Below are 17,046 nucleotides of genomic sequence, written 5' to 3' on the forward strand. Positions count from 1 at the left end.
ATTATTGTCAACACTGGTAGTCCTGTACCAGTTCCTCTAGGCTGAGGGCCATGGTTTCCGCGCATGACCCGCTGTCCTCCGAGGTGATCGCCCTCTTCGGGAAGATCACGACCCGCTACACCCAGGAGTACGAAGCGGCGGCCGCCGAACACCGCATCACGCCGCAACAGGTCAAAGTGCTTCTCGCCCTGGATGAGACATCGCTGCCGATGCGGCGGATCGCCGAGCGTGTGGGAGCCGAGCCGTCCAATCTGACGGGTGTCATCGACCGGCTTCAGGCCCGCGGCCTCGTGGAGCGCCGCCCCGACCCGAACGACCGGCGGGTAAAGCTTCTGGCCACGACCGATGCGGGGAAGGCGGTGGTCCGGGACTTGCAGAAGCGGCTGCGGTTCGCGAGCGACCCGCTGGCAGCCCTCGGCCAGAACCAGCGGCGCGACCTGCGCGACCTTCTCCAGTTGATGGCTGATTCCTGAGGCTTCTGAGGTCCGGGGTCGTCTGACAGTCGCCGTGTGTGCTGCGTGGAAGCCCTGGAGGTGTCTTGATCATGGCAAAGACCTCCGGTGCGGTGGAGACGTCGGGTCTCCACCGCACCGGAGGTCTTCATGTCCCACCGTCATGCCCGGTTGACCGTTCGGGCGAAGGGCGACGCGGTCCTGGCCGACCGTGGACAACCACCGATCACCCGCGTGAACAACGCTCCAGGTCAGTACACCTCGTGCCGCGTCAGCCAGGGTTTGCCCGGTAGCGAGGCGTCTTGGTGCGGTCGGCTGCGAGGCGCCGGATCGGCCTCGTCGCCCGCAGATGGCCGTGCCAGGGCGGCGAGCGGGGCAAACCTTGGCTTGATGGGGCACTAGGTCCCGATGTCGTGGAACGCGGAGGCCAGGAGGGTCGTGGGCTCCTCGTCCTGATCGCACCCCGCCGAGGACACCAGCAGGAACTGCACCTGCACGGCGTTCGGCACGTGCTCGCCGTGGTGCGTGACGAAGTTCAGGAGGCTGAGGTACGGGACGGTCATCTGGACGTGCTCCACCCGCCGTTCCACACGCAGCACCGCCGTGAGGTCGGTGACGATGTCGAGCAGGGCCTTCTCGCCCCGCCGCCCTGGGTGCCAGACCATCTGCCGCACCGACCTGGCCTGTGTCATCGCGTGCTCCATCCATACGCTCACCCCGCCGTCGGCGAGCCGGTTCCGGATCAGCAGGTGGGTGTCGTTGCTGCCGGGGTTCGGCGCGAAGAACGTCGAGATCGGCAGGGTCACGTTGGCGGGGTCGACCGCCTCGAGGAAGCGTGGCCGCTTCTTGAACTGCTGGGCGACGGTGAGCCCGAACCACGAGAGCAGCACCCCGTACAGGCCGTACCGGGGGAGCGGTGTACGGAGGGCCACGGTGGTTCTCCTCATTCGGAGTCGGTGGGCGTATCGGGGACCGTGATGTGTTTTCAGCCGGGGCGGTTGTTGGCGAGTCCGGTCGCGTGAGTGCGGACCCACTCGATGCTCTCGACCACCGCCGGTGCGTGCTCCGGCGCCATCACCAGGGCGTTGTGGCCCGCGTCCGCCACGACGTCATGCCGCGAAACCGTGGACAGCCCCGCCAGCTCGCGCTGGAGGCCCTCGTGTGCCGGGTCCGCCCGCACGGTCTCCTCCGCGGTGAGCACCGCCACGGGCCGGGAGACCGCCGACAGCCGCGCCGCGTCGGGTGACCACGAGTGCTGCCAGTGGTGCATCTCCTGACGGGTCGCCCACCAGGTGCCCGGCGCCTCCACGCACCTCTCGGTCGCCTCGGCCATGTCGCCGGGCAGGGAGCCGAACGGCCGGTACTCCGGCGACCGGCGCGGCACGCCGGCCACGGCCCGGAGCCACGATGTGGTCACCTGCTGCCGGACCCACGGCAAGGTCTTCCGCTGACCCGTCGACCGCCTCAGCTGATCCGGATGGGAGGAGTCCACGAACACGAGCCCCGCGACGAGTTCGGGATGGCGGCGCGCGAAGCACCGGATCAGCACCCCGCCGACCGAATGGCCGACGAGCAGGAACGGCGGCCGCGCACCGAGCGCGGAGAGCAGGGCGCCCAGTCTCGCGCTGCTCCAGTCCGCGTCCCGCGGAACCGGCGCCGCGGCGCTCCAGCCGATACCGGGACGGTCGTACGCCACGTAGCTCGTGCCGGGGCCGAGTTTGCCCAGCACCCAGCCCCACTCGGTGGCCGGACAGGCCATGCCGTTCTCGAAGACGACCGTCGGCCCGGCGCCGCCGGTGTTCGCCAGTGCGTGCACCTCGTGCCCGTACACACGGACCAGTTCACCGGGTGCCGATGTCCTCAGCCGCGCTCGGCGGCGCCCGGCGGCGCGGTGGACCGCCGCGCCCGCGAGCACAGCGGCCCCCGCGCCCGCGAGTACCGCGTTGCGCACCACACCTGGTCGGGTCGGCGCTGCCGGCGGGGACTTCGGCGGGGCAGGACGGCGCGGGGACCGCGACGCCGCCCCGGGGCCCGGTCCCAGCGCGCGCGACACATGGGCGACCGCCGGATAGGTCGCGCCGAACGACCACACGAACCGGTTGAGCCCCATGAAGCGGGCGTTGCCGAGGTGGAAGGCGGCTCCGGCGGCCAGGATCCCCCGGGCGACGGGCTTCGGGGCCACCAGCGTCAGCGGGAAGGCCAACTCGCCCGCGATCGTGGACCAGGCCACCGCCTTGGCCAGCCACGGGCGGTCGTGGACCATCCGGTAGAACGAGCTGTCGCCGTAGGTGGTGGTGCGGAAGATGCGGGGGATGGCGCTTCCGTCGCGCCACACCGGTGAGATGAGTTTGGCCGCCCCGGACGTGGCGTAGGAGAGGCACGCCTGCGCGGCGAGGAAGGCCACGACGGCCTCCCGGGCGCGTTCGTCGTGCGGGAACGCCTTCTCCAGGGCCGCGCAGGCGTAGTTCACGAAGGCGAAGTGGTCGGAGCCGTCGAACCCGTACCGCGTACGGGTCTGCAACCCGTAGGCCGTCGCGCACATCGTGGCGGCGAGGACACCGCGCCGGGCACGGCTCGCGTCGGGCAGCAGCAGTCCGAGACCGGCGACGCCGCGGGTGTGCACCAGCGCCATGACGTTCGGATAGCCGAAGACGTTGTCCAGACGGTCTCCCACGCCGGGCCACGCCTGGGACATGCGGAGCTTGCCGATGCGCCAGCTGAAGAGGCCGCTGCCGGCGAACTGGGCGGAAGTGGCCAGCTGTTCCAGACTGCCGATGACCTGGCCTATCGAGGTGATGAGCTCGACCTTGCGGAAGACGGCGTCAACGGCATCGCGCTCTTCGTCATGCATATGCGCTCCGGAGCAGATGGGGCGGCGTGGAGAGGTGCGGCACCGGTGTGCCGGACGAATGAGAGCTCGGCGCCCCCGGCGGATCGGTGGTCCGTCGGGGACGCCGAGCGGTCAGAGGGGCGGACTACCGGTCAGATCCGCCCGAGCGCGCCGGTCAGATCCACCCGGGGTGGCCGCGCAGCAGGTCCTGAACGGATCCGCCGGACTCCAGGCCGGTGCGCGGAAGGGTCTTGTCGCCCGCCTGGTAGCCGGTCCAGTAGGCGGTGGGGATCTCCGGCGGCGCGGCGGCGGCCACATCGGTGGCGCCCAGAGCCGGGACGGTCTCCGGGGCGTGGGGCACGTGGTAGTCCGTGTGCTCCGCGGCATTGCTCTGGGCCCAGCCGGCAATGCGGGATTCGTGGGTTGCGGACATCAGGTACACCTCTCTGGTCGTTCTTGCTCCGAATTCAAGGAATTCGGTGTCACCGTATGCTCGATGACCGTGGGATTTCCCACGTTCCCTCTGTGGACCGTACGTCCAGGTGCCGGGCGGGTAATGTCCTTGGCGTGAGCTTGCATTCTCCTTGCTTCGGGCTTGCCGCCCCGCGTACGGCCCCCGAAGCAGTCTTTCCTGACATGGAGTGACGATTTGTCAGCCGGACCCTCGGGGCTTTCGGGGAACAGGCACATTCCTACGCCAGCAATGCCTGATCAGGCTCGTTCCGGGGCCCGGGACTAGGGATTTCGATAGAATCGGGGTCAGCGGGGTTCACGGCCGGTGCCCGGACCCGTGCTATTCGCTCAGCCCCACGACACCCCAGCCCCGGCGGGACGCTTCGGTGAGGACACGACCCCAGTCGTCGAGCAGGTCGGTGAACGCGTCGAAGTCACCGACCCGGCCACCGGGTACTGCGGCGTGGTCGGCAAAGACTTCTCGCAGCCCGTCCAGGCGGGGTCGTACCCCCTCCCATGCCGAAGCGAGTTCCCGGACGCTGTCCGGCGACCGCGCGAGGAGCAATCCGTAGGAGACTTCCGGATCGGCGCAGAAGAATCCCGGGTCGATATGGGGCGATTCACCGTCCACTCCATCCCAGACCAGTCCACCCAGGAATGCGTCCCCTCCCGCCCGCACCACCGGATCGGCGTGGTCACGCAGGGACTCCCAGCGCTCTCCGGCCCAGAAGTGGGCTTTGAACGAGCCACAGGTACGGCGGAACTCATAGACGCCGAAGAAGGCGCCGTCGGGCCCTCGGGGCCATTCCCAGTCACCCTCGACCACCGGGGTGTCGTAGTCCCACAGCCCCGTATCGTCGGCGTACCAGCTGTCCCTCAACCGCGAGAGCCGCCGCCGCTCCTCCGCCTCACCCAGCCATGACCAGTCGACGATCATCACCGTGATGTCCAGCCCCATGGGGTGAGGGTACTGATCAGCCGCCTTGCCCCGCCGTCGGGCACTCCTCACAGCTTCCCCTCAGAGGGAACACAGAAGTTCCGCCTGCATGCTGACCGGGCCACGGCCCACCTCGTGGACGCACACTTACGCATTGGGGAGTTGTCATGAAGGCCACCCGCAGAACTCTGATCGGAGCCGTCGCGCTCGGTGTCATGGGCACCAGTGGCATGGCCGTCGCCCTGGCCGACACCTCCGGGACGCGGGGTGGCACCGGGGGTGTGCACAGAACCGGAGGCGACGAGGAGGAGCAACTCCGGAAGCTCTACGCGGCGGCCGTGGCCGAGGGCGGCACACTGACCGTCTACGCCGGCGGGGACAAGCCGGGCCAGGCCGACTACCTCCGCGATGCCTTCACCAAGAAGTTCCCGAAGATGAAGGTGAACATGGTCGTGGACTTCAGCAAGAACCACGACGCCCGCATCGACGACCAGATCTCCCGGAAGAAGGTCGTCGTGGACGTCACGCATCTGCAGACACTCGACGACTTTCCCCGATGGAAGCGGGAAGGCGCTCTGGAGCGTTACCGGCCGGTCGGCTGGGACCAGGTGTACGACCAGGTCAAGGACCGGGACGGCTACTTCACGGGGGCACTCTTCTACGCCTTCGGCAACGTCACCGCCACGAAGCTGGGGGACAGGGCACCCGTTGAGGCCGAGGACTTCCTACGGCCCGAGTTCAAGAACAGGCTCGTCTTCACCTACCCCAACGACGATGACGCCGTCCTGTACTACTTCAAGCAACTCACCGATCGCTACGGCTTCGACTACCTGAAGAAGCTCATGGCCCAGAACCCGAAGTTCGTGCGTGGCACCCAGGATTCGGCCGACCTCGTCGGCACCGGAGACTACGTGGCCAACTTCGGCAGCGGCGGCAGCTTCTCCGGCCGCTCCGTCACCAGCCTGCCCCGGCGGAGCCCCTGGGTCGCCTGGCCCCAGACCGCCGCCATCCTCAAGGCCGCTCCGCACAAGGCAGCCGCCAAGCTCTACATGAGCTGGCTGCTGTCGAAGGAGACCCAGCGGAACGACATCGGGACCTGGAGCGCGCGCAAGGATGTCGCCCCTCCGCCGGGCCGCAAGAACATCTTCGACTACGCCCGGATGAACCCGCTGGGACTGCGCGACTTCATGAAGGACCGCACCGCACTCGACCGCTACAAGGCCCGGCTCGGCCTCTACGTGGGCGATGTGCGGGGTGTGAACCCCGCCGATCCCAAGGGTGTCCTCGGGCTCGCGCCGGTCAGCCAGGACGGCCGACAGGGCTGACGGGGAGTGGCAGGGGCGGGGGTGCGGCGATCCGGCGTGGGAATTCCGCGGCGGGGAGAGCGCTTCTGCTTGGATCACGGTATGGCCGATGAAGATACGCGCAATGTGGGGATCCTGCTGTTCCCGGACGTCGAGGAGCTGGACGCGGTCGGTCCGTGGGAGGTCCTGTCGTACTGGACACGCATCTTTCCCCAGGACGGGTGGCAGGTCTTCTGCCTCTCCGCCGACGGTGGACCGGTGACCTGTGCGAAGGGGCTCACCATCGCGGCGCACCATGCGATGGCCGGGATGCCGCCGCTGGATGTGCTGCTGCACCCCGGTGGCCGGGGGACGCGTCCTCAGCTCGATGACGCCGGCCATCTCGAGTGGGTCCGGTCCCAGCGGGGATCGGTACCCCTGATGACGAGTGTGTGCACCGGCTCGCTGGTCTTCGCGGCGGCGGGGTTGCTGGCGGGACGGCCGGCGACGACGCACTGGGCGTCGCTGGACCGTCTCGCGGAGCTGGACCCCACGATCGACGTCCGGGCCGACGAGCGGTTCGTCGACGACGGCGATGTGATCACCTCCGCCGGGGTCTCGGCGGGCATCGACATGGCTCTTCACCTGGTGGCCCGGCTGGCGTCCGCGGAGCGCGCACGTGAGGTGCGACGCGGTATCCAGTACGACCCGCAGCCACCGGTGTGAGCCGACCGCCCGTCACCGGCCCCGGACGCAGGATGACGGGCGCGGTGTGGGCCACCGGGCCTCCGGGTGGCCCACACCGCGCACGTCCGTCTCGACGGTTCAGCCCTTGAGCGGGCCCCCGTTGATGGCCACCCGGCGGCCGTAGCGGGTGTGCGGGTGGTAGTCGTAGATCGCGTGGTGCTGCACACAGCGGTTGTCCCAGAACACCAGGGTGTTGGGCTCCCAGCGCACCCGGCAGCAGAGCAGCGGGCGTTCGGCGACCACCTTGAAGAGCAGGTCCAGCACCGCTCGGCTCTCGTCGGCCGACAGCTGTGGGATGCGGTCGGTGTAGGCGGGGTTGACGTAGAGGACGGGGCGGTCGGTCTCCGGGTGCCGGACCACCAGCGCGTGTTCGGATTTCGGTACCACGTAGTCCGGTGGCAGGGTGTACCCCTTCAGCGACAGCCCGCCGTCGTGGACGGCGGTCAGCCCGTCCAGCAGCCCGCGCAGCGTGGGGGAGAGCATGTCGTGGGCGAGGTGCATATTGGCGAACATGGTGTCGCCGCCGCAGCCCGGTTCGGGTGTCCGGAGGATGTGCAGCATCGAGCCGAGCGAGGGCTCCGTGTCCGCGCTGCCGTCGGTGTGCCAGCCGTTGCCGGCCACGTTGTTAGCGTCCGGGCTGGTGCGGATCTCCAGCAGATACGGGTCGCCCTCCGGCGGTGGCGGGTTCACCGGGCGCAGCTCGCCAAAGTGGCCGGCGAACCGCTTGTGGTCGTCGAAGGTGATGTCCTGCTCACGGAAGACCAGCACGTGGTGGTCGAGGAAGGCGCGGCGGACCTCGCTCAGCTGTTCCTCGGTCAGCTCCTGGGTGAGGTCCAGGCCGGAGACCTCGGCGCCGATGACCGGGGTGATCGGCGCGACCTCGATGGTCCGGTACGCGAACCGTGGCCGGGTGGTGATCCGTTTGATGGCGTCGAGTTCGTACGCTTCCATGGCTCTCCCTGCTGGATGCGGCAAAGGGTGGGTGGGGCGGGTGGGCGTCGCCGGCCCGTCAGCTCTGACCGGCCACGTCGTGGCGGACGGCGTTGACCGCGGCCGAGACCGCCCCTACATGGGGCGGGCGGACCAGGCCGTAGTGTGTGGTCTCCAGTTCCTGCCAGTCGCCCGGCGCGGTCAGGTGGGCACGCCACGACGCGCGTTGCTCGGCGGGCGGGCCGAGCGGTGGCAGGCCGCGCACCGGGAGCCGGGCCAGCCACACCCGCGCCGGGGTGGTGGTCAGCAGCGGCAGCCGGTGCTCCGCCATGGCACGCAGGTTGGCCAGACAGCGCCGGGTGAGCCGCTCGGCGTACTCCCGTGCCGCCTCGCCCTCCCGGCCACTTCCGTCGAGCCCCAGCTCGTGTGCGAAGAGTGTCTGCAACTCGTCCTCGCCGTACCGCTGGTAGAGCGGCCCGGAGCCGGGTGGCGGCGGGTCCAGCAGGTGGAGCGCGTCCACGGGTCGGCCGGCCGCCTCCGCTTCGGCGGCCATTCCGAGGGCCACCCATGCGCCGAACGACCACCCGGCCAGTTGCCGGTGCCATGTGGCGGCGGGGAAGCGCGCCTCCAGCGCCGTGTGGTAGTGGCGGGCCCGCTCGGCGATGCTCCACTCGGGGCCGTCGGGCCGGCGCAGCGCCGGATCGGCGATCAACGCCACGGTCAGCCGCGGATCGAGGCCCGCGACGAGCGCGCGGTACGCCTGGATGTCCCCGCCGACCGGGTGCACCAGGCACAGCACCTCCGCTCCGGTGCCCTGCTGCCACACCTCGACGGTGACGTCATCGGCCGTTTCGGCCGTGCCGGTGGTGGCGGGCTCCGGAGCGCGGGCCCGGTCCAGCAGGGTCAGCACCTCGGTCAGCGAGACCTGGTGACTCAGCTCGGCCAGATCGAGTTCCACGTCGAAGTGGCGTTTCATCTCGCCGATGAGGTCCAGCAGCGTCAGTGAGTCGGCGCCCAGGTCGTAGAGCGAATCGTCCGGGTCGAGGGTGTCAAGGCCCAGCCACTCGCACAACCAGTCGCCCAGCAGCACGGCGGGTTCGTTCCCGCCCTCCACAAGGCCGGGCGGGGCCTCGGCGGTGTCCGGTGCGGGCGTGGGGCCGGTGTAGAAGGCGCGCGAGGCCATCAGTTCGGTGGTGGAGACCAGCACCTGCGGCAGCTGCGTGGCGAGCGCCCGCGCGAGGGTCCGACGCCCCTCCGCCACGGTGAGACCGACCGTCAGATGGGCCTGGTGGCGGGCGTCCGTGGCCGGGGCGCGCAGCGCCATCCCGGCCTCCCGCCACACATCCCAGCCGATGGCGAGACGGAGGGTCGTCCCGCCGCCGTCCGGCCGGGGCGGCTCGTGATGGGCGAAGGCGTCCAGCGCCCCGGCCGCCGCCGCGTAGTCGAGCTGGCCGACCCCGCCCAGCGTGCCCGCCATGGAGGAGCAGTAGACGGCCAGGTGCGGCCGGAACCGCTCGACCAGCCGTTCCACCAGCAGCGCGCCGTGCAGTTTGGCGGCCGACCCGGAGTGCGCCACCGCCGGGTCGCGGCGCGCGATCAGCCCTCCCGCGCCCGCGCCCGCCGCGTGCACCACGGTGTCCAGCCGACCGGTACGGTCGGCCACGAGCGAGGCGAGCCGCTCCGGGGAGCCGACGGCCAGATCGGCCTCGACCAGTTCGATCCGGTCGGCATACGGCGCCAGCTCTTCCGGCAGTCCGGGCCGCCGGGCCAGCAGCAGCACCCGGCCCTGGGTGCGCTCCAGCAGCCATCCGGCGACGGTGGCGCCGATTCCACCGGTGCCGCCCAGGATGAGGTGGGCCGTATCCGCCGCGGCCGGGACCACGGGCGTGTGCGTGGGCGGCGCCGGTACCGGCACGGTGGCCTGCCGCCACCAGTAGCCGTGGCGCAGTGCCAGATGCGCGGGCGGCTGTTCGTCGCCGGCCAGGAGCACCGCCAGCGGCGCCGCCCAGCCGGACGGCCGGGCGGCCGGGAGGTCCACCCAGTGTCCGGCGGTGGCGCCTTCTTGTGGCGCGACCTCGGTGACCCCGGCGAGCAGTGCCAACTCGGGCCGTTCCACCGGGCCGTCCACCGGCCGGGCCCGGTACGACAGCCACACCGGGCGTGGTGTGAGACCGGTCCGGCCCGCCGCCGCCCGGACCAGTGCGGCCGGGGCGTCCAGACAGGCCCGGCGGGCGTGGGCCAGCCGGTCGGCGTCGACCGGACCGGTCACGCCCAGCGGCAACGCGTGCAGCCAGTCCACGGGGCCCAGGTCGCCCAGCGCGTCCAGCAGCGCACCCAGCGAGGCCGGGTCGGCCGGGTCCACCTGGTAGGAGTCTTCGCCGAGCCGGGCGAATCCGCTCTCCGCGGACACCAGCACCACCCGTGGACGGACCGAGCGCAGTGCCCGTACCTCCTCGGGATCGGCCGGGCCGTCCGTGACCAGGACCAGGGGGCAGGAGGCGGCCTCCGTGGCCGTGGCGGTGGTGGCCCGGCGGTACCGGACCCAGTGCGGCTGGTGCAGCCACTCCTCCTCGGCGAGTCGTTCAGGCCGGCTGGTACCGGCGGGCTCCGGTGCGGCCGCGGCCCGTTCGATGTCGTACTCCGCCCGGGCGAAGGCGGGCGGGGGGAAGTCCCACGGCGCCTGTGCGGGCCCCTCCGGCCAGTCGATCCGGTGACCGGCCAGCCAGTCGGCGACCAGCCGTGGCGCTCCGTGGTCGGCCGCCGTGACCCGTTCGGCCCCCGGCTCCACCGCGGTACCGGTGGCGGTGCGCAGCCACCGCACCGCCGAGGCCGCGTCGGGGCAGACCGCCGCCATCCGCCGTCGGCGGGCGGGCCGGCCGGCCTGGAGGTGCCGCAGGACCGCCGGGTACGCCTCCGGGTGTTCCGTGAGGTACGCGGCGATCCGCTCCGCGTCGGCGCGCAGCGCCACCTCACTGGAGGCGGAGAGCAGCAGACAGGGCGGGGCCGGGTCGGCCGGACGCCCCGGCTCGCCCGCCTCGATGACCGCGTGCGCGTTGGCGCCCCCGATACCGAAGCTGCTGACCGCCGCCACCCGCGGCCGGTCGGACGGCCACGGCAGTGTCCGCGTGGGGATGTAGAACGGCGTGGGGTCGGGCCCCAGCTGCGGGTTGAGGGCGCGGAAGTCCAGTGTGGGCGGGATGAGGCCGTGGTGGACGGACAGCGCCGCCCGGACCAGGCCGACCACACCGGCCGCCGCGCCCAGGTGGCCGATCTGGCTCTTGACCGAGCTCAGCGCGGTCCGGCCGGACTCCGGCACCTCGAACGCCTGCCGCAATGCGCCGACTTCGACCGGATCGCCGAGCCGGGTGCCGGTGCCGTGCGCCTCGACGTAACCGAGGTCGGCGCCGGTACGCCCGCTGCGGCGCAGGGCGGTGCGGATCACCTCGCGCTGACCGGCGAGCGACGGAGCGCTGTAACCGAGCTTGTCCGCACCGTCGTTGTTGACGGCCGAGCCGGTGACCAGCGCGTAGACGGTGTCGCCCGCGCTGCGTGCCAGCCTCAGCGGTTTGAGCACCAGCATGCCGACCCCGCTGGAGCCGATGGTGCCGGTGGCGTCATCGCTGAAGGACCGGCAGTGGCCGTCCTCGGAGTAGATGTGCTGCGGCTTGTAGCGGTACCCGTCGCTCAGCCCGGTGTCCACCAGCGCCCCGCCGGCCAGCATCACCTCGGCGTCGCCCTGCCGCAGCAGCCCGGCGGCCACGTGCACCGCGAACAGCGAACTGGCGCACGCGGCCTGAACGGTGAACGCGGGGCCGGTCAGATCGAGGTGGTAGGCGGCCTTGGTGGCCAGGAAGTCCTTCTCGTGGTGGAGCGCGAGCTGGAACCCGTCCGGCAGCCGGTCCGGATCGGTCTGCCGCAGCATCCCCTGGAAGTAGGTGTTCTCGCCCGCGCTGGCCACCAGCCCGACCCGGAGGTCCGAGGTATCGGCGATACCGGCGTGGGCCAGCGCTTCGACGCAGGTCATCAGGGTGTGCCGGTGCTGCGGGTCCATCAGCCGGGCCTCCTGCCGGCTGATGCCGAAGTGCTCCGGGTCGAATGCGAGCAGCCCGTCCATCTGGCTGCGCGCGCCCACCAGCCCGTCCGGGGCGTCGAAGTACTCGATGCCCCGGCCGCCGTTCCGGATCAGCTCCCAGAAGGACCGCAGGTCCGGGGCGCCGGGCAGCCGTACCGCCATCCCCACCACCGCGATCGGCTCCTGACCCGCCGGCTCCACCACCTCCGCCGAAGGGGTGCCGGACCCGGCGCGCCCGAGCCGAGCCTCGTCGGCAGGTGTACCGGCGGCCGGTGCGGGGTGGTCCACGGTGGCCTCGCCGGAGCGGCGGTCCGGCCCCGTGCCGTCCAGAAAGCGGGCCAGCGCACGCACCGTCACATGCTCGAACAGGTCGGCGATCTCGAACCGCAGGCCCAGCGTGGTGGTGCAGTGCAGATGGAAGCGCATCAGCGCCAGACTCGACGCACCGGCCGCGAAGAACGTCTGGTCCCGGCCGATGGGCAGACCGGTCACCGTCTCGAAGGCGGTGGCCAGTTCGCCCTCCCGTCCCCGGAGCGGCTGCCCGTCGGCCGGGGCGTGGCGCAGTTCCTCGCCCGGTGTGCGCAGCGCCGTGCGGCGGTCCAGCTTGCCGCTCGGGGTGCGCGGCAGCGATTCCAGCCGGCGGAACCGGTCGATCCGCACATGGGGCGGGAGCAGTGGCACCAGGTGGTCGGCCAGCTCACGGGCCGAAGGGGTGGGCTCGCGGCACTCCAGACAGGCGGTCAGCCCGCCGCCCTCCGGGACCACCACCGCGTTGACCACCCTGGGGTGGCGCAGCAGCGCCGCCTCCACCTGGCCCAGCTCAAGCCGGTGCCCGCTCAGCTTGATCTGCTGGTCGTCCCGGCCGTGGAGGTGCAGCAGTCCGTCGTGGCCGAAGGACGCACGGTCGCCGCTGCGGTAGAACAGGCCCGCACCGGACAGTTCGACGAAGCGCTCCCGGTTCAGCGCCGTGTCGCCCAGATAGCAGCGCGACACCATGGTGCCGCCGATCAGCAGGTCACCGACGCAACCGGCGGGCAGCGGCTCGCCCGCGGGGTCCACCACCCGCAGCAGCCCGCCCGCAACCGGGGTACCGATGGCCGGACGCTCCGGCCACCGCTCCGGATCCCCGTCCAGGCACAGTGCGCTGACCACATGTGTCTCGGTCGGCCCGTAGTGGTTGAACAGCCGGGCGCCGGGCAGACCGGCGAACCAGCGGCGAATGGCGTCGGTGCACACCAGCTGCTCGCCCGCGGTGACCACCTCCCGCAGCCGGGACGGGTAGCGGCCCAGGTGGACGGCGTGTTCGGCCAGCAGTTGCAGTGCCACGTACGGCATGAAGATCCGCTCCACACCGGCCGACTCCAGCTGGTCGAGCAGGGCCGGGACGTCCTGCCGCCATCCGCGGTGCACGAGGTGCAGACAGCCGCCACCGCACAGGGTCGTGAAGATCTCCTGGAACGACACGTCGAAGGACAGCATGGAGAACTGCTGGGTCACCGCGGGTGCGCCCAGACCGCCCTCGGCCGTCTGCCAGTGCAGCAGGTTGGCCAGGGTGTGATCCGAGACCTGGACACCCTTGGGCACCCCGGTGGAGCCGGAGGTGAACAGCGTGTACAGCGGGCGGCCGGTGTGCGGCGGCAAGGGGACGGCGGGTGGCTCGCCCTCCGTCAGGGTGACCGTCCGGCGCGGTGTGCCGCCCGGGTCCACCTCGTCGAACGACGGTTCGCCACCCGGCGCGAGGAGTACGCACACCGGGTCGACCTGGCGCAGGATCTGTCGCACCAGTCCCGCCGGGTAGGCCGGGTCGAGCGGTACCGCGGTCCAGTTGAGCCGGGCGAGCGCCAACAGCGCCACCACGTGTTCCACCGAGGGCTCCAGATACAGCGCCACATGCCGCGGTCGCGCGTCACCGGCCGGCACGGGGTGCGCGGCGCGCAGTTCCTCGGCGAGCGCCGCGGCCCACCCGTCCAGCCGTGCGTAGCTGACGGGGCGGTCCGCCGCCATCAGGGCCGGGGCGTCCGGGGTCCGGGCGACCTGGACGGCGAAACCCTGGGCCACCGTGGTCCAGCCGCCGGCCGGCGCGGCGCCGCGGCCGAACTCCGGCAGTCCGCGCCGGTAGGGGGCCGCCAGTTCGACGGGGGTGGCGGACCGGCCCGCGGCGAGCAGGTCGAGTCCGGTCCGGAACAGCCGGTCCAGGGCGTCGATCTCGGCGGCGGTGAAGTGGCCGGCCGCGTACTCCCACAGGCAGTCGAAGCCGTCCGGGTGGTCCACCAGCGAGACGGTCAGCGGCGTCTTGGCCTCGGCCGGCGCCCGCCACACCGGACGGGTGGTGATCCCGGGCAGCTCCAGCGCGCCGAAGTCGGTGTTCTCCAGCACGAACAGCACGTCGAACGGGGGCCGGCCGGGCGGATGGCCACGGTCTTCCAGGACATCGGCGAGCGACACATCCTGCCACTCCAGCGTTTCGCGGACCGCCGTGCCCAGCCGCAGCAGTTCGGCGCGCAGCTCGCCTCGCGGCGCGATCGCCACGGGCAGCAGCACGGTGTTGGCGAACATCCCGACACTCGACTCGAACTCCCGCACCGGGCGGCCGGTCACCGGGGTGGCGATCCGCGGCCGGGTCCGGCCGGTGACCGCGTACAGGCTCCAGGCGAACACGCCGAGCAGCAATTCGAAGCGGCTCAGGTCGAGTTCACCGCAGAGCCGGTCCACCGCGGCGTGACGGTCCGGGTCCAGCACGGTGTGCAGCAGCCGACCTTCGGGGCGGGAGCCCTCGCGGGCCTCCAGCGGCGGTTCATCCGGTTCCTCCCCGGCGGCCCCCAGCTCGCGCAGCCCGGCGCGCAGCGCCTGGTACCCGTCCCCGGCGAACCAGTCGGCCTGCCAGGCGGCGTGGTCCAGCGGGGTGGGGGCCGCGGAGGGCCGCGGCAGCGCGGTGTCCGGTGTCCTCAGCGCCCGTGCGTAGCAGTCGGACAGATCACGGAAGAGCACGGTCAGCGACCAGCCGTCCACCGCGATGTGGTGCAGCCGCAGCAGCAGTGTGCCGCCGTTCGGGTCCGGGAGCCAGCAGGCGGCCAGCATCCGGGGACACGCCAGATCGTGTGGCTCGGCGAAGAACCGGTCGGCACCGTCCCCCACCGCCTCCTCACCGGCGGACACCACGGCCTCCGGCTCGGTCCACGGGTCGTACGGCTCGCCCACCACTTGCAGCAGACCGTCCGGCGACGGCTCGAACCCGGTACGCAGGGCCGGATGCCGGGCCACCAGGTCGCACAGGGCACGGCGCAGCGCGGCCTGATCCACCGCGCCGTCCAGCCGGAGGGCCTGCCCCACCGTGTAGCCACGCGTACCGGGGAAACGCTGGTGGTGCAGCCAGAGCCGCTGCTGCTCGCTGGTGGCCGGACCACGGGTGGCACCGGAGGGAGGGGACGGCACCGGGTAGCGCGGACCGGTTCCTGGGCCCGCCTGCTCGATGGTCTCGGCGATGGTGGCGAAGTCGGCGTGCAGCACCGCCGCCTGGCCCAGTTCATGGCCCCACCGGCGACGGATCTCGAACCGGAACCGCAGGGCGCGCAGTGAGTCGCCACCGCTGGAGATCCAGCGGTCGGCGGGGCGCAGCCCCGAGGTGCCGAGCACCTCCTCGGCCAGTTGCAGCACCTCGCGCTGGAGGGCGGTGACCGGAGCCACCGGACCCGCCCCCGCGGAGCGTTGCCACGGGCGGTCCGTGCGGCGCAGCAGCGCGGCCCCGTCCACCTTGCCGTTGCCGGTCAGCGGCAGCGCGTCCACCCGGTGAACCCGGTGCGGTCTCATGTACGCCGGTACGGCGGACGTCAGGTGCCGGTCGAACTCCTCGAAGTCCAGTTCCGGGGCGACCACCAGATAGGCCAGCAGCTCGTGTCCGGCGGTCGCCGGATCCTCCCGGGTGCACACGAACGCCTGCCGGACCGCCGGGTGCGCCGCGATCCGCCGTTCCACCTCGGCGGGCTCGATCCGGAAGCCGCGCACCTTCACCTGCCGGTCCACCCGGCCCAGGTAGCTGATGACGCCGTCGTCATCGGCCCGTACCAGGTCACCGGTGCGGTAGTAGCGCTCCCTGCCCTCGTCGTGCCAGGGCAGCCGGACGAACCGGCGAGCGGTCTCCTCCGGCAGGTCGCGGTAGCCGGTCGCCACGCCGGGCCCGGACAGCAGCAGTTCGGCCACCTCGCCCGGTCCGGCGACACGTTCGGCGTCCGGTGTCACCAGCAGCGCCCCGGTCTCCGGTATCGGCCCGCCGACCGGCACCACCTCCGCGTCGAGGTCGCGGGGGAGCGGGTGGCTGAGCGCGATGGTGCACACCTCGGTGGGCCCGTAGGCGTTGTGCAGCACGGTGGATCCGCTCGCGTTGTGCTGGTACCAGCGCCGCACCACTGCCGGGTTGAGCTGCTCGCCACCGACCAGGACCTGCTGTGCGCCGGCGAAACAGGAGGGCACGGTGTCCACCACGGCGTGGAAGAGTGCGGTGGTGACCAGCACCGTGTCGATCCGCTCGCGCAGCAGCGCGGCGGCGAGCCGGTGTGGCGACTGCACGTCCTCGTCACGGAGCACCACACAGCAACCGCCGGTCAGCAGTGGTGTCCACATCTCGAAGTTGATCGCGTCGAAGGCCGGGTTGGACAGACAGGAGTAGCGTGCCCCCGCCTCGAGTCGAAGCCAGCCGGGCAGGGCCATCCGCATCACACCGGCTTCCGGCAGCTCCACACCCTTGGGGCGGCCGGTGGTGCCGGAGGTGTAGAGGATCAGCCCGGCCGGTTGCTCGGGGAACCCGTCGACGACGTCACCCGCCGGGGCTTCGCCGTCGCCGGGCTCATCGGCGTCCGTCACGGCGGTCAGCAGCCGCGCCGCCGAGAGCTTGCGTGCGGTGGCCGGCGGATCCTGGGGCGCCGTGTCGCCGTGCACCAGCACGACGCTGCCCGAGTCGGTCAGGATGTGCGCCTGTCGCTCGGGCGGGCTCTGCGCGTCGAGCGGTACCACCCGGGCGCCCAGCCGCAGTGCGCCGAGCACCACCACGACCAGGTGCCAGGAGCGGGGCAGGCCGACGGCGACCGCGTCGCCGGGTCGCACCCCGTGGTGGCGCAGTGCCGTGGCCACGTCGGCTCCGGCGGCATCCAGTGCCGCGTAGCTGAACCGGCGTTCGCGGTCCACCAGCGCGACCGTGTGGGGGGTGCGCTGGGCCTGGAGGTGTACGCCGTGTGCCAGCCCGGTCGCCACCCGGGCGGGTATACCCTCCTCCGGCGTCCCGGACGGGACCGACGGGTCCTGGGGGCCCGGCCGCTCGGCGGGGGGCAGGCCGTGGTTCGACATCGCCA

General features: G+C 71.9%; 9 protein-coding genes. 3 read left to right on the top strand and 6 right to left on the bottom strand.

The window, feature by feature from the left end; all coding sequences use genetic code 11:
• Positions 1-50 precede the first annotated feature (50 nt).
• Positions 51-473, top strand: coding sequence for a MarR family winged helix-turn-helix transcriptional regulator (locus AC07FT_RS20130; protein ID WP_479177415.1), 423 nt, complete (start codon positions 51-53; stop codon positions 471-473).
• A gap of 377 nt (positions 474-850) precedes the next feature.
• Here AC07FT_RS20130 and AC07FT_RS20135 read toward each other — a convergent pair whose 3' ends face one another.
• The 4 genes from AC07FT_RS20135 to AC07FT_RS20150 form a co-directional block, all read right to left on the bottom strand.
• Positions 851-1,384 carry a hypothetical protein gene (locus tag AC07FT_RS20135; protein ID WP_479177416.1) on the bottom strand — a complete coding sequence of 178 codons (534 nt, stop codon included), beginning with the start codon at positions 1,382-1,384 and terminating at the stop codon, positions 851-853.
• A gap of 53 nt (positions 1,385-1,437) precedes the next feature.
• Positions 1,438-3,303: an alpha/beta fold hydrolase gene (locus AC07FT_RS20140; RefSeq protein WP_479177417.1), complete on the bottom strand. Its 1,866-nt coding sequence runs from the start codon at positions 3,301-3,303 to the stop codon at positions 1,438-1,440.
• Positions 3,304-3,457: 154 nt separating this feature from the next.
• A complete protein-coding gene (locus AC07FT_RS20145) occupies positions 3,458-3,715 on the bottom strand; it encodes a hypothetical protein (RefSeq protein ID WP_471197147.1) in 258 nt (85 codons plus the stop codon).
• 360 nt (positions 3,716-4,075) lie between these two features.
• The gene (locus tag AC07FT_RS20150) at positions 4,076-4,693 is read right to left on the bottom strand and encodes a hypothetical protein (RefSeq protein ID WP_479177419.1); all 618 of its coding nucleotides are present in this window, start codon (positions 4,691-4,693) and stop codon (positions 4,076-4,078) included.
• Between the two features lie 146 nt (positions 4,694-4,839).
• Here AC07FT_RS20150 and AC07FT_RS20155 point away from each other — a divergent pair, with 146 nt between their 5' ends.
• Both AC07FT_RS20155 and AC07FT_RS20160 read left to right on the top strand, forming a co-directional pair.
• Entirely contained in the window at positions 4,840-5,997 is a 1,158-nt protein-coding gene (locus AC07FT_RS20155) for an ABC transporter substrate-binding protein (RefSeq protein WP_479177420.1), read from the top strand.
• A gap of 81 nt (positions 5,998-6,078) precedes the next feature.
• Positions 6,079-6,681 (top strand): DJ-1/PfpI family protein, encoded by a 603-nt coding sequence (locus tag AC07FT_RS20160; RefSeq protein WP_479177421.1) that lies wholly within the window; start codon positions 6,079-6,081, stop codon positions 6,679-6,681.
• A gap of 99 nt (positions 6,682-6,780) precedes the next feature.
• Here AC07FT_RS20160 and AC07FT_RS20165 read toward each other — a convergent pair whose 3' ends face one another.
• Both AC07FT_RS20165 and AC07FT_RS20170 read right to left on the bottom strand, forming a co-directional pair.
• On the bottom strand, positions 6,781-7,653 hold the full coding sequence (locus tag AC07FT_RS20165) for a TauD/TfdA dioxygenase family protein (protein WP_479177423.1): 873 nt from the start codon (positions 7,651-7,653) through the stop codon (positions 6,781-6,783).
• A 58-nt stretch (positions 7,654-7,711) separates the two neighbouring features.
• Complete coding sequence (locus tag AC07FT_RS20170) at positions 7,712-17,041, bottom strand: amino acid adenylation domain-containing protein (RefSeq protein WP_479177454.1); 9,330 nt, start codon at positions 17,039-17,041, stop codon at positions 7,712-7,714.
• Positions 17,042-17,046 lie beyond the last annotated feature (5 nt).

Source organism: Streptomyces sp. NPDC045899, assembly GCF_056431485.1.

Excerpts from the sequence above, each read along its gene's own strand:
- AC07FT_RS20145 (WP_471197147.1), bottom strand. The coding sequence starts at position 3,715 with ATGTCCGCAACCCACGAATCCCGCATTGCCGGCTGGGCCCAGAGCAAT.
- AC07FT_RS20150 (WP_479177419.1), bottom strand. The coding sequence starts at position 4,693 with ATGGGGCTGGACATCACGGTGATGATCGTCGACTGGTCATGGCTGGGT.
- AC07FT_RS20130 (WP_479177415.1), top strand. The coding sequence starts at position 51 with ATGGTTTCCGCGCATGACCCGCTGTCCTCCGAGGTGATCGCCCTCTTC.
- AC07FT_RS20165 (WP_479177423.1), bottom strand. The coding sequence starts at position 7,653 with ATGGAAGCGTACGAACTCGACGCCATCAAACGGATCACCACCCGGCCA.
- AC07FT_RS20160 (WP_479177421.1), top strand. The coding sequence starts at position 6,079 with ATGGCCGATGAAGATACGCGCAATGTGGGGATCCTGCTGTTCCCGGAC.
- AC07FT_RS20140 (WP_479177417.1), bottom strand. The coding sequence starts at position 3,303 with ATGCATGACGAAGAGCGCGATGCCGTTGACGCCGTCTTCCGCAAGGTC.
- AC07FT_RS20170 (WP_479177454.1), bottom strand. The coding sequence starts at position 17,041 with ATGTCGAACCACGGCCTGCCCCCCGCCGAGCGGCCGGGCCCCCAGGAC.
- AC07FT_RS20155 (WP_479177420.1), top strand. The coding sequence starts at position 4,840 with ATGAAGGCCACCCGCAGAACTCTGATCGGAGCCGTCGCGCTCGGTGTC.